The sequence below is a fragment of the Arthrobacter sp. W4I7 genome, assembly GCF_030816215.1.
Lineage (GTDB): Bacteria > Actinomycetota > Actinomycetes > Actinomycetales > Micrococcaceae > Arthrobacter > Arthrobacter siccitolerans_A.
Genome location: NZ_JAUSXU010000001.1, coordinates 1,240,662 through 1,255,310, shown reverse-complemented (window position 1 = coordinate 1,255,310; position 14,649 = coordinate 1,240,662). Strand labels below are relative to the sequence as shown.

Sequence of the window (14,649 nt, the reverse complement as noted above, 5' to 3'; positions counted from 1 at the left end):
GGACTACTTGGACAGGCCGGCGGTGAAGCCCGGCAGCCATTCGCGAAGGCCGGGACCAAGATCGTCGCTGTCAATGGCTAGCTGGACGCAGGCCTTCAGGTAGCTCAGTTTGTCCCCGGTGTCGTAGCGGCGTCCCCGAAAGACCACCCCGTAAACGCCCTGCCCCTCGCCCTCTCCGGACGCGAGTTCCTGCAGGGCATCGGTGAGCTGGATTTCGCCGCCGCGGCCCGGACCAGTACGTTCCAGGACATCGAAAACTGCGGGGTGGAGAACGTACCGGCCAATAATCGCCAGGTTGGACGGAGCTTCCCCGGCGGCCGGCTTTTCGACCAGCCTGTTGATGCGGACGTAGCCCTCGCCGTCGATCTCCTCGATGTCGGCGCAGCCATAGGCGCTGATCTGGGACGGCTCCACCTCAATGAGGGCGACGACGGAGCCGCCCGTTTTGGCGTGCACATCAATCATGGTGCTGAGCAGTTCGTCGCGGGCGTCAATCAGGTCGTCCCCCAAAAGGACCGCGAAGGCTTCGTTGCCGACGTGCTGCCTGGCCCGGAGGACCGCGTGGCCCAGGCCGTTCGGGTCACCCTGGCGGACGTAGTGGATGTCGCCGAGGTTGCTGGCGGCCTGGACGGACGCCAGCTTTTCCGCGTCCCCTTTGCCTTCGAGGGTGGACTCCAGCGACGGAACGCGGTCAAAGTGGTCTTCCAGGGCCCGCTTGTTCCGCCCGGTGATCATCAGGACGTCGTTGAGGCCCACATGCACGGCTTCCTCAACCACGTACTGGATGGCAGGCTTGTCCACGACCGGAAGCATTTCCTTGGGCATGGCCTTGGTGGCAGGCAGGAACCTGGTGCCGAGTCCGGCTGCGGGTATAACTGCTTTGCGAACTCTGGGGTTACTGGTAGTCACCCGACTAATCTAACGTCAGCGTCAAGCAATCAGTAATTATTGAAGGGCTGCCGGACCCCCGGCAGCAGCGAAGCCGCCGCATGGGCGAGTGATGGAGGAAAGACGTGCTGGAGGATGCCAAGGCTGTCAAGAACAGGATCCGCACGGCACACCGCCAACGGCGGGCAACGATGACTCCCCGGCAGCTTGAGGCGGCAGGCGCTGCCCTTGCGCGCCACGGCTCAGCCTGGGCCGGCTCCCTGACCGGCGGAGCACCGGCCACGGTCTGCGTCTATTTCGGCGTAGGAGTGGAACCTCCGACGCTTCCGCTGATCAGCACGCTCCATCACAACGGCCACAGGGTCCTGCTTCCTGTCTGCGAGCCGGGGCGGGAACTGGCCTGGGTCTTCTGGGACCCTGACGCGGGCTTGGAGCAGAGCCGGTTCGCTCCCATCCTCGAGCCCAGGGGTGAGCGGCACGGGCCGGACGTGGCAGCCACGGCTGCCGCCCTGTTTATCCCCGCGACAGCAGTTGACGTGACAGGCAACAGGATCGGGCAAGGCGGGGGTTATTACGACAAGTTCCTGGGCCATCTGGCCACAGCCGGGAAGAATATCCCGCTGGCTGCCGTTATCTACGACGAGGAGTTGCTCCCCGCGGGGCAGATTCCCGAGGAGGAATTCGACCGTCCCGTTCCGGCCATCCTGGCACCGTCAGGATTCCGGTCCTTGGCCGGCGGCTAAGTCCAACTCCACTGGTCCTGCGGGGGATGGTAGAATTAGCACTCAGGCCCTGCGACTGCTAACGGACGGACCCTCCGGCCGGGCAGCACGGGACCTCTCGTTTTGCCCAAGAGGAGGAGCACAAGTGCCAACGTATGCGTACGCCTGCAAAGATTGCGGCCATGCCTTCGACATCGTCCAGTCGTTTTCGGACAGCTCTTTGACCTCGTGCCCCGAGTGCCAGGGGACACTGCGCAAGAAATTCAACAGCGTGGGCGTTGTCTTCAAGGGATCCGGCTTCTACCGCACCGATTCCCGGGACGCCAAGGGAAGCACCGTCTCGGCCGCCCCGGCCGCATCCTCAACGCCGGCTCCGGCTGCGGCACCCGCCGCTTCCGCGCCTGCTGCGGCTGCCAGCTAAGGGCCTCCCAGCAGCACCGTACGACGCCGGCCGGCCCGTTTGTCCACATAGGGCGCCTTACGCCTGGTACCGGCATTGCGGCCGGCCTTAGCGTTGGCGCATGCCTGCAAACCTCCCCAGCTCCGGCAGTGGTGCTTCCCGCTACCCGCGCGGCGCCCGCAGTCCCCGCGGCTCCCGCCGCCGGCCCGGAACTGCCCGTGTTGCCAGATGGCTGGGCCGGAACCGCCGGCTGGCCGCGGCCCTGCTGCTGTGCCTGGCGGCCGCGATCAGCGTCCACCAGCTCACCCCTGCACCCGTTGAGACCGTAACCGCAGTTGCTGCCGCCAGGGACCTCCCGGCCGGCGCGGCGCTGGCGCCGTCTGACCTTGCCAGTGTGCAGGTCCCGCCGGGCATGATGGCTGCGGGTTTCCTGGACCAGGCAGGTCACGTGGCCGGCAAGCAGCTGGCGGCTCCGCTGCGCAAGGGCCAGCTTCTCACGGACGCCCAGCTGCTCGGTCCGGGACTGCTGGCAGGCACACCTCCGGGTTCAGCCGCAGTGCCTCTTCGAATGGCGGACCCGTCATCCATCCAGCTAGTCTCGCCCGGGCAGCTTGTCAATGTGGTGCTTACAGACGCCAACGGCTTCGACCAGCAGTCGCCATCAGAAGTCCTGGCAACAGCTGTACCGGTACTTTGGACCTCCGGCAAGGGCGGCTCGAGCGGGCAGTGGCTCGCAACCGCCGAAACGGATGGACTCATCGTGGTAGCGGCAAGCGCCGGGCAGGCGGCACGACTGGCCGGCGCCTCAACTCAGGGGAAGCTCTTCTTTGTCCTGGTCGGACCCTAGGGGGTACGTGCGGCCATTGCGAGCGGACGCCGGGGTGCGCGTGCTCTCAGCCCCAGTGCGGCGGCTTCTGTTCCTTCAACCAGGCATCGTGGTCCTCATCCGTATCGCCCCAGCGCCGAGGGTCATCTTCGGCAGCCTTGGTGGGCAGAATGCCGGCGGCGCCGGCCTGGCCCTGGTCCTTGACCAGGCTCCGTCCCGGGTCATCGCCCTGGTCCTGGCCTTGGTCACCGCCCTGATCCTGGCCTTGGTCCTGGCCTTCCTCCGGTGCAGGCCCGGCCGGGACGGGCGCTTCCTGCCCTGAGTCGTTGTTCTTGTCTTCGGTGGCCACGCGGACCGCCTCCTTGCTGTCCTGATGCTTTACCTGCAGATGGCCCCGGTCCCCGCCGGCCACGTACTGGTCCGGGCTCATACTGCGCCGGGACCTCTGCTCTCCGGCATCAATGCCGTTAAGCGCCTGGTCAACGTCGTCGTCCAGGAACCCGGCGGACGTGTCCGCCCGGCCCGGAAGAACAACGCGCTCAAGGCCCAGGTATCCGGCAATGCGGTCGGCGCAGGCCGACGGATCAGTGAACACTTCAATGGTCCACAGCGGCATGTACCGCCAGCCCAGCCGCTCCAGCAGCTGCGGGCGAAGCCGGCTCCGTTCACGCACGCTCGTGGTCCGGTACTGTTCGGTACCGTCCGACTCGATGGCCACCGGCCACGGCAGGTCTGCGTCCTCCTGGCCCATGGTGCCGAGCGGATCGGCAGCGGCCACCACGTCGATGGCACCGTCGTACTGGTGCCATACCCGCGCGCCGCGTGCCCGCAGCCTGTCCCCGAGGTCAGCCACCAAAGGATCCGCGCCCAAGGCCTGCTCGCTGGCGGCAGCGCGTGACGCGGGAGTTCCGAGGTCCGTGTTGCCCGAGATCTCGCGGTCCAGCAGCGAGTACAGGTCCACTGCGCCGTGCGCCAGCCGGGTGTGGTCCAGGTCCTCGGGCCGGAAGCAGGTGAGCACGTGCATGGACCGCCGTGCCCGCGTCATGGCCAGGGCAAACTTCTCCCTGCCCCCTTCTGCGGAGAGCGGACCGAAGTTGTGGAGCGCACGGCCGTGGGGTGTGCGGCCGAAGCCCGGAGAGAAGATGACGTGGTCGCGCACCAGGCCCTGGGCGCGTTCCAGGTCGACCACGCGGAAGGACTCCGGACCGGCGCCGAAGAATCCTGCCAGGCCCGGATGGTTGGGCAGCTGCAGCCGGATGGATTCACCGATCCTTGCGGCATGGCGGAGGCTGGCGGTCACCACGGCCAGGGACGTGCGGGGACGGGTCCGGGCGTGTTCGAAGACCAGTTGCACCACGCGGTTAACCTCGGCCACCACCGACTCCACGCCTTCGTGGTCGGCACTGGGAAGGCCGGTGCCGTCCGGCAGGTACTCCACCAGGAGTGCCCGGTCCAGGCCCGTGGCGGACTGGCCCTCGGGCAGCCGGCGCAGGCCGCCGTCGTAAAAGTTTTTGCTGAGCTGCAGGACCAGGTCCTCGTCCACCGCGCGGTAGACGAAGTTGAGGCGCCACACAGGAAGCACGGCGGACAGTGCCTTGAAAGCACTTTCCACCCGCTGGTGGGCCGTCTCCCCTGCCGCCAGCCGCTCCACGCCCACGGTGAAGGTCCGCGGGCTGGCGATCATGGCGTCACCAAAAGCGATCACCTGCCGGGCACGGGCGATGGACGGAAGCACGGCCTGGAGCGAGGTTGCCTCGGAATCCAGGATCACCACAGCGTCGAAGTGCTGTTCGGCGGGCAGGAGGCCGGTCATCAGGTAGGGGCTGACGGACCAGACGGGCACCAGGGTGCCGATCAGGTCGGGCGCCTGCGCAGTCAGTGCAGGGAGTGACACCCGGCCGTCCTTGAGCAGGCTCCGCAGCAGGTCGGCCTGGCGGGGGTGGGCGGCGATGGCGGCACGCCACCGTTCGGCCAGGTCCCAGCGAAGCCGTGCCGCGCCGCTGGCGATATGGGCGTTGTCCGCCAGCCGGTATTCGGCCTCGAGCTGCCGCAGGGCATCACCGTCGGACATGGCCAGGTAGTCGTCGCCGCTGATCATGGCCTCGAGCGCCGACTGCCACCATGCCAGTTCAAGTTCTGCCGCCACCGAATGCGCCGGCACCTCGCGCTCGGCCAGGTCGGCCAGGAGCTCGCCCAGCCCGTGCTCGCGCATATTCTCGATCAGGAGGGTGCGCTCAGGCAGGGTTTTGAGGGTATCGGTGTCCGCCACGAGCCGCTCGAGCCGCTCCATGAGCTCCTCGTACCGGACACCGGACAGTTCGCCGCCGGCCCCGGTGTGCCGGAGCGCTTCACCGAGCTGGGCCAGCTCACCGTCCAAGGCACGGTACATGGCGCTGATTTCGGCGAGCCCGGACGGAACCGCAGGGTGGCGCTGGGTGGTGGCATAGCCGGCCCACAACGCACGCTGTTCCTGCACCAGGACCAGGGAACTGTGGAGATCGGCAATATGGACGCCCGGCCGGACGTATTCCTTGGCCACCCTGCGCAGCCGCGACCGCTGCATGGCGGTCAATTCGATGCCGCGCTCCCGGCGCCAGGCTGACGGCGCGGTGGCTGAAATGAGGTCGGTGACAGGCCTGTCGAAGATATCCGGGGTGAACTTGTCCAGGCTTCCCCGCACAGCCATCAGGAGCTCAAGCTGTTCGCCCCATTCGGCGAAGGAGGCGCCCAGCCGGATCTCGGCATGCTCCGCCACGGCGTTCATGCGTTCACGCAGGGCCGGCAGGCTCTTTTCGACGGACCGGACCAGGTCCTGGGCCTCCTCTGTTTCCTTGCGGGTGAGGAGCCGTGCACCGTGCCAGGGGCTGGTGGTGGACGCCTTGCTGAAGCTGCCCAGCTCCGCGGCCCGGCGGAGCCGCTCAGCCAGCTCGTCGCGGTCCCGGATGCTGTCCAGGACACTCCGCTTCAGCCGGACAGTGGTGGCGGGCGCCGGATGGATCGACGTGAGCTCAGCCAGTGACTGCATGGCCTGGTAGGGCGAGCAGCCCCAGCGCTGGCGGACGTTGTGCAGCGATGCCACGTGGTCCATCAGGGCGTGCCGGTGCTCCGTCAGCGTGTTGTACAGGTTCCCCAGCTGGGGTTCCAGGGATTTTTCGTTCCGGACAATGGCGCGGACCAGCTGCCCTTTCAGCTGTTGGGGAGTAACGTTCCCGGATAACTGGAACAGGATGGACTCAAGGCCCAGGGTTTCCAGCTGGCTGGACACCTCGTTGAGGCTGGCGCGGCGGTCGCCCACCACCAGGACGGTCTTTCCGGCGTCCACCAGGGCGCCGATGGTGTTGAGGGCGGTTTGGGTCTGGCCGGTCCCGGGAGGGCTGCTGACCACCAGGGAATCGCCGGCGCGGGCGGCGTCGATAACGTACTGCTGGTCGACGTCGGCGTCCAGCAGGAGCATCTCGTCGCTGGGGTGCCTGCTGTCCAGCGGGGGGAACCGTGCGGGATCCGGTTCCTTCACGTCCACCACTTCGCCGCCTGCCGCAGTGGCAAGGGCGGACACGATGGGGTTGGAGTCGTTGATCCACGGATCGTCCAGGTTTCCGGAGAGGTCCGCAAATGTGGACACCAGCAGGTTGTGCTGGGCCTCGGCCCCGTGGATGGGCCTGACCAGCGTCGCCAGCCGGTCCAGGACGGGCTGCGGATCGAACCGGGCGGTGCTGTAGGCGAGCCGGGTGACGGCGTTGACGTCGAAGACGATGCCGTGAACGTTCTTCAGGTGCCGTACCAGCGCGGGGTTGATATGGGCCTGTTCGGTCAGCTGCAGTTCGTAGTCGTCCTCGCCGGGACGGACGGTGAGGGAAATCGCCGTGAGCATCACCGGCGCGGAGATGCGCTGAGGCTTGCCGCCGACGGCGGACGTCCATACCACCGTGCCTGCCGAAAGGTATCCGGCGTCGATGCCGCGATCGTTGGCAAGCTCGAAGATCTTGGACCGGATGTTCCGGGAGGCGCGGGCCGCCACCACGTACTGCTGGCGGTCCCGGATGAGCGTGGAAAGCCGGGTCCGGCGCCCCGCCATCAGCTGGGCCAGGCCGGACGGGTGGGCGTGGGTCAGGTCAATGGAGCCCTCAGGCGTCTTGGTGAAGCGCAGCATTGTGTCCGCCCCGGTGACGGGTTTAAGCACGGACAGCCATTTACGGAGTTCCTCCGAGCCTTCCGGGTGGCCTTGACCAACTGACACTACTGCCTTCTTTTCTGCGCTTGCGCGTGACGCCCTGGACCATACCGGCATAGATTCGAGAGTAGCCGCTCCGGCGCCGGACTGAGAGACCGCAACACTGGGGCAGGCCAAATTGCCAAGGATTTCGGGGAAGAAACAGCGATGGCCGGCCTCTTGAACTGAGGCCGGCCACTCATGCTGCTATTCCCACTCGATGGTTCCCGGCGGCTTGCTGGTGACGTCGAGCACCACGCGGTTGACGCCTTCCACCTCGTTGGTGATCCGGTTGGAGATCCTGGCAAGGAGTTCGTACGGCAGCCGTGACCAGTCCGCCGTCATGGCGTCCTCCGAGGAGACCGGACGGAGCACGATGGGGTGGCCGTAGGTGCGGCCATCCCCCATGACACCGACGCTGCGGACATCGGCCAGGAGGACCACCGGCATCTGCCAGACGTCGTTGTCCAGTCCGGCTGCGGTGAGCTCGGCACGGGCAATCGCGTCGGCCTTGCGCAGCAGGTCCAGCCGCTCCTTGGTGACTTCACCGACGATGCGGATACCAAGTCCGGGACCCGGGAAGGGCTGGCGGCCAACGATCTCCTGCGGCAGGCCCAGCTGGGCGCCGACGGCACGGACCTCATCTTTGAAGAGGGCGCGCAGCGGCTCCACGAGCTCGAACTGCAGGTCCTCCGGGAGCCCGCCCACGTTGTGATGGCTCTTGATGTTCGCGGCACCTTCGCCGCCGCCGGATTCGACGACGTCCGGGTACAGCGTGCCCTGGACCAGGAACTTGATCTTTTCGCCGTGCGCAGCCGCCTCGGCGATGATGGCCAGTTCAGCTTCTTCAAACGCACGGATGAACTCGCGGCCGATGATCTTGCGCTTCGTTTCCGGATCGCTGACGCCGGCCAGGGCAGCCTGGAACCGCTCCTGCTCATTGGCGACGTAGAGCTTGACGCCGGTGGCGGCGACGAAGTCGCGTTCCACCTGCTCGGCTTCGCCTTCGCGCAGCAGGCCGTGGTCCACGAACACACAGGTCAGCTGGTCGCCGACGGCGCGCTGGACGAGGGCTGCGGCAACTGCGGAGTCCACGCCGCCGGAAAGGCCGCAGATGACCCGGGCATCGCCGATCTGCTTGCGGATGCGCTCCACCTGCTCCTCGAGGATGTTGCCGGTGGTCCAGTTGGGTTCCAGCCGGGCGCCCTTGAAGAGGAAGTTTTCCAGGACTTGCTGGCCGTAGGCCGAGTGCTTGACCTCGGGGTGCCACTGCACGCCGAAGAGGCCCTTCTCCTCGTTGGCGAAGGCAGCAACTTCAGCACCCGCCGTCGTCGCCAGCACTTCAAAGCCGTCCGGTGCCTCATGGACGGAATCGCCGTGGCTCATCCAGGTCTTCTGGTGCTGCGGCATGCCCTCAAGGACAGAGCGGCCATCGCCGACGATGGTGGTTTCGGTGGAGCCGTACTCCCGCAGCCCGGTCTTGTCCACCTTGCCGCCCAGGGCGTTGGCCATGGCCTGGAAGCCGTAGCAGATCCCAAAGACGGGAACACCGGCTTCGAACAGGTCGGCCCCGACGCTGGGGGCGCCGTCAGCGTAGACGCTGGAGGGGCCGCCGGAAAGGATGATGGCGGCGGGGTTCTTGGCCAGGAGCTGCTCGGTTGTGTAGGTATGCGGAACCACTTCCGAATACACATTTGCTTCCCGGACGCGGCGGGCAATCAGCTGCGCGTACTGGGCACCGTAGTCAACAACCAGCACCGGCTTCTGGGAAGTCTGGGATGCAGTGGGAGTAGTCACCGTACTAGCCTACTTGGCGCCGTTGGACCGGCGCACCTTGAGAAGCCGCGCTGTGACGCAGCACTCCCCGCAAGGCAACAGCGCGCCAGGCAACGGCACGGGCAGGCAGCGCCGCAGTGGCCAATCAGTACCGCTGGGGTGCCTGGGGGTTGGCCGCGAGTTCGGCCTCCACCTCGGCATGGACCCTCTTCTCCACGATGAAGGACAGGAACGGAATAACGCCGCCCAGTGCCAGCAGGACCAACTTCAGGAACGGCCACCGCATCAGCGACCACAGCCGGAAGTTGGAGACCAGGTACACCACGTACATCCAGCCATGGACAATGAGGATGGCCACGGACAGGTTGACCCCGCCCAGCACGCCCTGGGGTTCCGCGTCCCCGAAGCCAAACCCGAACGGCTGGCCCGTGACGGCGCTGGTGCCGCCGGCGAAGAGGTATTGTCCGAACCCGTACCTGACGATCAGCTCGGCACAGAGCAGCAGCAGCATGGTGCCCGTGAGATAGGCCAGCACCTTGTAGAACTTCAGGGCGGACCGGATCTGCGCCTCGGTGCCGCCGAAACGGCGCTTCCTGCCGGACGCCTTGCCGCTGGCGTTGCCGGCAGTGTTACTGCCTGCGGGGCTGGCCGGTTTGGGATCAATCATGGTTCTACCTTTTGCTGGTTCGGTTCAGGGTGCTGGTGCTGGCTTGGCTTCGAAGGCGGATGGCTGTCCCCGGCCTCATCGAGGGCTTCTTCGAGGTCCCGGTGGTAGTCGTCCTTAACCAGCCGCCACCAGATGAAGAGCGCGAAGCCGGCGAAGACAACCCATTCAAGGGAGTAGAAGAGGTTGAGCCAGTTGATTTTCTGCGCGGGCGGCTGCGGACCGATCCCGAGCGGAAGGATGTCTCCCCGCACCGCGGCGGCACTGACGTCCACTCCGTCGGCCACCTCCGCGGTGGCGGCCACGAAGCCGGGATAGCTGCTGACGTCCCAGTAGTTGATGAGTTCCGCCACTGACACCGCTGTGGCCTGCCCGGGCGCGGCTGCCGTCCCGGCCACCGGTGCCTCGGACGGCAGGAGCCGCCCTGTGAGTTCAATAGTGCCCGACGGCGGGGTGCCGGCATCAGCGGGATCGGCCACCCATCCGCGGGCCACCGGGATCCAGGTTTGCGGAGAGGCGGCAACGCCGCTGAGGGCGGGGGCGCCGGAAACGGCGAAGGCGGAAACCACCCAGTAGCCGGTCTTGCCGTCGTGCAGCCTGCCCGGGACCAGGACCTGCTTGGCGGGGTCGTAGGTGCCCTGCGCACTGACCATCTGGTCGGCGTCGGTCCCGTGGAAAAAGTCCCCGGGCTCAAGCGTTTCGGTGAGGGGTTGTACCTGCTCGGTGGCCGGGTTCACCGGGGCTTCCGGCTGGGTGGAGCGGCCGAACTGCCATTGGCTGAGCAGCACGAAGACCCCGGATAGTACGATCGCAAAAACAAAGCCTGCGATCCATCGGGGCTTGAGGGCAGTTTTCCACACGTCTTAACCGTACTTCGTCCCGCTGTAGAACAACTAAACGCCAGGTGCTTGGGCCAGGGCGTCAGTGGTCGAAAAACACCAGGCTGGAATTGATGAGCTCGGAGATAACTTCGGCGTCGTAGGCACGCCGGAGCGATTCGCGGAAGGACTCCTTGGACAGCGAACGGGCCAGGGTGGCCAGGACTTCGAGGTGGTCCGAGAACGAGCTGGCCGGGGTGGCAATCAGCAGGATCACCGTGGCCGGGCCGTCGGCGGCACCGAAGTCCAGCGCGTGCCCGTACTTGGTGATGCCCACAGCAATCGAGGTGCGGGACACGTATTCGCTGCGGGCGTGGGGCAGGCCGATGCCGCCCGGAAGCCCGGTGGCCAGCTGGTGCTCCCGTGCGTTGACGTGCTGCAGGAACCCGGGCAGGTCCGATACCCGGCCGGCGGCGAAGAGCCTTTCCGCAAGCTGGGTGGCGGCGTCTGCCTTGTCCGTTGCCTCCAGCTCCAGGATCACCATGTCGGGAGTGGTGAGGTCGGCATCGTACCGGTCAAGTGGTTCCGCCAAGGCGTATCCCTTCAGTGAGGAGCTGGTGCCGCGGGCCCCTCAGCGCAAGGGCACGATATCTTCCACGCCCAGTCGGGCGGCGTCTGCGGATTCGTCGTCCGGCTGTTGCTGGCTCAGGCGTTCCGCCTCCACCCGTGCGATGTAGTGCCTGATCTCGTTTTCGCGTTGGGCCTCGCTCCAGCCAAGGACGTCACCCATCAGTTTAGCGACTACCGGTACTGCTGACACACCGCGGTCCCACGCCTCGATGGAAATCCGGGTCCGACGCGTGAGGACGTCGTTGACGTGGCGCGCGCCCTCGTGGGTGGCGGCATAAACGGCTTCAGCCTGCAGGTAGTCATCGGCTCCGGGAATCGGTTCGGCGAGGTCCGGGTTCTCCTTGATGATGGCCAGGACTTCGGGGGTCAGCGAGCCGTACCGGTTGAGCAGATGTTCGATCCGGGCCACGTGCACGCCGGATTCCTCAGCGGTGCGGTTCCGCCGGTTCCAGGCCGCCTTGAAGCCGCTCGCGCCCAGCAGCGGGATGGTTTCCGTGCAACTGGGCGGGACACGTTCGTCCATGGTCCGGGTGGCCTCGTCCACGGCGTCCTTGGCCATCACCCGGTAAGTGGTCCATTTGCCCCCGGCCACCACCACCAGGCCGGGAACCGGGTGCGCCACCACGTGCTCGCGTGACAGCTTGGCGGTGGAGTCGTTTTCCCCGGCAAGCAGCGGGCGCAGGCCGGCGTAGACCCCTTCCACGTCTTCGCGGGTCAGTGGCCGCTTGAGGACCTTGTTGACGTGTTCCAGGATGTAGTCGATGTCCTTGCTGGACGCCGCCGGATGGGCTTTGTCCAGGTGCCAGTCAGTGTCCGTGGTGCCGATGATCCAGTGCCGGCCCCAGGGAATGACAAAGAGCACGGACTTCTCGGTCCGCAGGATCAGGCCCACAGTGGACTGGAAACGGTCGCGGGGGACCACCAGGTGGATCCCCTTGGATGCCCGGACTTTCAGTTGGCCGCGCTCGGTGACCATGGCCTGGGTTTCGTCGGTCCAGACGCCGGTGGCGTTGATGACCTGCTTGGCCCGGATCTTGAACTGCGTCCCGTCCTCATGGTTGACCACTTTGGCGCCCACAACACGTTCGCCTTCGCGCAGGAAGTCCACCACGGCCATCTGGTTGACCGCGTGGGCACCGTAGTAAGCGGCTGTCCGGATGAGGTTGGCGCAGTATTTCGCATCATCCACCTGGCCGTCGTAGTAACGGATGGACCCCACAAAGGCGTCGTCCTTCAGGCTTGGCGCCGCGCGCAGCGTTCCCCGTTTGCTGAGGTGTTTGTGGAACGGCACTCCCCTGCTGTGGCCGCTGGAAACGGACATCGCGTCGTATAACGCAATTCCGGCGCCAACGTAGGGCCGTTCGAAGAAGGGTTTCGTCAGCGGATACAGGAAGGGCACGGGCCGGGCCAGGTGGGGCGCGAGTTCGGAGAGCAGCAGCCCGCGTTCCTGCAGCGCCTCTTTGACGAGCGCGAAGTCGAGCATTTCCAGGTAGCGCAGGCCACCGTGGATGAGCTTGGAGGATCGCGAGGAGGTTCCAGCCGCCCAGTCACTGGCCTCAACGATGCCCACGTCCAATCCCCGGGTGACGGCATCCAGGGCGGTTCCGGTGCCCACGATGCCGCCGCCAACAATGAGGATGTCCAGCTCCCGGCCGGGCTCCGCCGTCGCCCTCAGCCGCTCAATGGCAGCCTCCCTGGCTGCAGGTCCCAAGGCTCCGCCGTGATCAGGAAAACTCTTCATTGAACGCCTCCACTGCCGCTAGTCCCGGTCGTGGAACCACACTACTTCGTCGCGGGGCGCTTGGGCAGGGCAGGCAGGGAACGGGCTGCTGCCCCGTGCGTCAGTTTCCTGAGTAGGGGGAAACCACGACGTCGACGCGCTGGAATTCCTTCAGGTCCGAATAGCCGGTGGTCGCCATGGAGCGGCGGAGCGCGCCGATAAGGTTGGACGTTCCGTTGGTGTGGTGGCCGGGGCCGAACAGGACCTCTTCCAAGGGTCCCACCGTGCCGACGTTGACGCGGTCGCCGCGGGGCAATTCGAGGTGGTGTGCTTCCTGCCCCCAGTGCCAGCCCTTGCCGGGCGCCTCTTCGGCGCGCGCCAGCGCATGGCCGAGCATGACGGCGTCGGCGCCCATGGCGATGGCCTTGACGATATCGCCCGAGCTGCCCATGCCGCCGTCGGCAATAACGTGGACGTAACGCCCGCCTGACTCATCCATGTAGTCGCGGCGGGCCGCAGCGACGTCTGAGATGGCCGATGCCATGGGCGAGTGGATGCCCAGGGCACGACGGGTAGTGGTGGTGGCGCCGCCGCCGAAGCCCACCAGGACGCCGGCCGCGCCGGTGCGCATGAGGTGCAGTGCGGGGGTGTAGCCGGCTGCCCCGCCCACGATGACAGGGACGTCCAGCTCGTAGATGAACTGCTTGAGGTTCAGCGGCTCGTGGTCCTTGGACACATGCTCGGCGGACACGGTGGTGCCGCGGATAACAAAGATGTCGACGCCGGCAGCCAGGACAGTCTTGTAGTGCTCCTGGGTGCGCTGCGGGGTGAGGGAACCGGCCACCGTGACGTCGGCGGCGCGCATCTCGGCCAGGCGGGAGGTGATCAGTTCGGGCTGGATGGGCGCCTTATACAGCTCCTGCATCCGGCCCGTCACGGCGGGGCTGTTGACCTCGTCCTCAAGCGCGCCGATCTCGTCGAGGACGGGCTGCGGGTCTTCGTACCGGGTCCAGAGCCCTTCGAGGTCCAGCACACCCAGGCCGCCGAGCTTGCCCAGGGCGATGGCTGTTGCCGGGGACATCGCCGAGTCCATCGGGGCTGCGATCACCGGCATGCCGAACTGGTAGGCGTCGATCTGCCACGAGACGGAGACGTCCTTGGGGTCGCGGGTACGACGGTTGGGGATAATTGCAATGTCATCCAGGGAGTAGGCACGACGCCCACGCTTGCCACGGCCGATCTCGATCTCGTAAGTCACTGCTCTAGGTTATCCCAGCCGCACTGTTGTCTTTGGCTACAGTGGCTGGATGGGTTCGCGCTGGATCTTCGACGGCCACATTGCCGGCATTGGCACCGGATCGGGCCTGCGGGCAGTGGTGGGAATCTGGAACTCCTCCCCGTTTGGTCCCTTCTCCGACGTTATGGTGCAGGAGCCTTCCGGGCACCGGCTGTTGCTCGCGCCCAGCGAGGAGGTGGCTGACTTCATCTCCGACACCTACCGCTTCGACGAGGTCCGGATTCTGGACGTGTCGGCGGCACTGAATCAGCAGGACCTCAGTGTGGACGCCGGTCCCCTGGTGATTCGGGCTGGAGTTGGCGCCCGGACCATCCTTGGACATGTTCTGCGCGCCGTCCCCCGGTGTCTGGCCGTCCATCCCCGCTGGCTGCGGGTTATCAGCCCGATTGCCGCCGTTCTCAGTGGCGGGTCGCGTACCTCCGGAGCCGCCGGGAGCGGCCGGCACGAGTATTACGGGGTGAGTGACCTCCGCAGTATCAGCTCCGCCGTCGTCAGCTGGGACGGCGCCGATGCCGGGGCGTTATCCCCCATCGTGCCGGCAGTGGACTTCGGCTTCAGCAGTGTCCCGCCGCAGCGCAGCCTCGCCAGGGTCCGCACCACAGTGGTGGACACCGGCGCGGCCGGGGACAAGTCCCCATCGCGCCCTCCTGCAGAATGACATAAATTTGGCGCGGAACCGCTTGGGCTGCTGCGAACAA

12 protein-coding genes are annotated in these 14,649 nt (G+C 66.6%); 4 read left to right on the top strand and 8 right to left on the bottom strand.

The window, feature by feature from the left end:
• Positions 1 to 3: 3 nt before the first annotated feature.
• Positions 4 to 909: a UTP--glucose-1-phosphate uridylyltransferase GalU gene (gene galU / locus QF047_RS05800; protein WP_306634674.1), complete on the bottom strand. Its 906-nt coding sequence runs from the start codon at positions 907 to 909 to the stop codon at positions 4 to 6.
• 104 nt (positions 910 to 1,013) lie between these two features.
• On the opposite strand from galU, the gene QF047_RS05795 reads away from it, so the two are divergent.
• The 3 genes from QF047_RS05795 (at position 1,014) to QF047_RS05785 (ending at position 2,857) form a co-directional block, all read left to right on the top strand.
• Positions 1,014 to 1,631, top strand: a complete 618-nt coding sequence (locus QF047_RS05795) for a 5-formyltetrahydrofolate cyclo-ligase (protein WP_306634676.1) — start codon at positions 1,014 to 1,016, stop codon at positions 1,629 to 1,631.
• A 124-nt stretch (positions 1,632 to 1,755) separates the two neighbouring features.
• Entirely contained in the window at positions 1,756 to 2,031 is a 276-nt protein-coding gene (locus QF047_RS05790) for an FmdB family zinc ribbon protein (protein ID WP_306634678.1), read from the top strand.
• A gap of 100 nt (positions 2,032 to 2,131) precedes the next feature.
• Entirely contained in the window at positions 2,132 to 2,857 is a 726-nt protein-coding gene (locus tag QF047_RS05785; RefSeq protein ID WP_307274788.1) for an RcpC/CpaB family pilus assembly protein, read from the top strand.
• Between the two features lie 46 nt (positions 2,858 to 2,903).
• On the opposite strand, the gene QF047_RS05780 is transcribed toward QF047_RS05785, so the two are convergent.
• From QF047_RS05780 to QF047_RS05750, 7 genes are all read right to left on the bottom strand, one after another.
• Entirely contained in the window at positions 2,904 to 7,124 is a 4,221-nt protein-coding gene (locus QF047_RS05780) for a DUF4011 domain-containing protein (protein WP_307274786.1), read from the bottom strand.
• Positions 7,125 to 7,253: 129 nt separating this feature from the next.
• Entirely contained in the window at positions 7,254 to 8,843 is a 1,590-nt protein-coding gene (gene guaA / locus QF047_RS05775) for a glutamine-hydrolyzing GMP synthase (RefSeq protein WP_307274783.1), read from the bottom strand.
• 124 nt (positions 8,844 to 8,967) lie between these two features.
• Positions 8,968 to 9,489 (bottom strand): DUF3817 domain-containing protein, encoded by a 522-nt coding sequence (locus tag QF047_RS05770; RefSeq protein WP_307274781.1) that lies wholly within the window; start codon positions 9,487 to 9,489, stop codon positions 8,968 to 8,970.
• Positions 9,486 to 10,346: an SURF1 family protein gene (locus QF047_RS05765; protein WP_307274780.1), complete on the bottom strand. Its 861-nt coding sequence runs from the start codon at positions 10,344 to 10,346 to the stop codon at positions 9,486 to 9,488. Before QF047_RS05765 ends, QF047_RS05770 begins: the two co-directional genes overlap by 4 nt.
• A gap of 61 nt (positions 10,347 to 10,407) precedes the next feature.
• Positions 10,408 to 10,896 carry a PTS sugar transporter subunit IIA gene (locus QF047_RS05760; protein WP_306634695.1) on the bottom strand — a complete coding sequence of 163 codons (489 nt, stop codon included), beginning with the start codon at positions 10,894 to 10,896 and terminating at the stop codon, positions 10,408 to 10,410.
• 39 nt (positions 10,897 to 10,935) lie between these two features.
• Positions 10,936 to 12,675 carry a glycerol-3-phosphate dehydrogenase/oxidase gene (locus QF047_RS05755; protein ID WP_306634696.1) on the bottom strand — a complete coding sequence of 580 codons (1,740 nt, stop codon included), beginning with the start codon at positions 12,673 to 12,675 and terminating at the stop codon, positions 10,936 to 10,938.
• A 100-nt stretch (positions 12,676 to 12,775) separates the two neighbouring features.
• Complete coding sequence (locus QF047_RS05750; protein ID WP_307274777.1) at positions 12,776 to 13,912, bottom strand: GuaB3 family IMP dehydrogenase-related protein; 1,137 nt, start codon at positions 13,910 to 13,912, stop codon at positions 12,776 to 12,778.
• A 49-nt stretch (positions 13,913 to 13,961) separates the two neighbouring features.
• On the opposite strand from QF047_RS05750, the gene QF047_RS05745 reads away from it, so the two are divergent.
• Positions 13,962 to 14,609, top strand: a complete 648-nt coding sequence (locus tag QF047_RS05745) for a hypothetical protein (RefSeq protein WP_307274775.1) — start codon at positions 13,962 to 13,964, stop codon at positions 14,607 to 14,609.
• Positions 14,610 to 14,649: the final 40 nt, after the last annotated feature.

Excerpts from the sequence above, each read along its gene's own strand:
- QF047_RS05785 (WP_307274788.1), top strand. The coding sequence starts at position 2,132 with ATGCCTGCAAACCTCCCCAGCTCCGGCAGTGGTGCTTCCCGCTACCCG.
- QF047_RS05780 (WP_307274786.1), bottom strand. The coding sequence starts at position 7,124 with ATGCCGGTATGGTCCAGGGCGTCACGCGCAAGCGCAGAAAAGAAGGCA.
- QF047_RS05770 (WP_307274781.1), bottom strand. The coding sequence starts at position 9,489 with ATGATTGATCCCAAACCGGCCAGCCCCGCAGGCAGTAACACTGCCGGC.
- QF047_RS05755 (WP_306634696.1), bottom strand. The coding sequence starts at position 12,675 with ATGAAGAGTTTTCCTGATCACGGCGGAGCCTTGGGACCTGCAGCCAGG.
- QF047_RS05745 (WP_307274775.1), top strand. The coding sequence starts at position 13,962 with ATGGGTTCGCGCTGGATCTTCGACGGCCACATTGCCGGCATTGGCACC.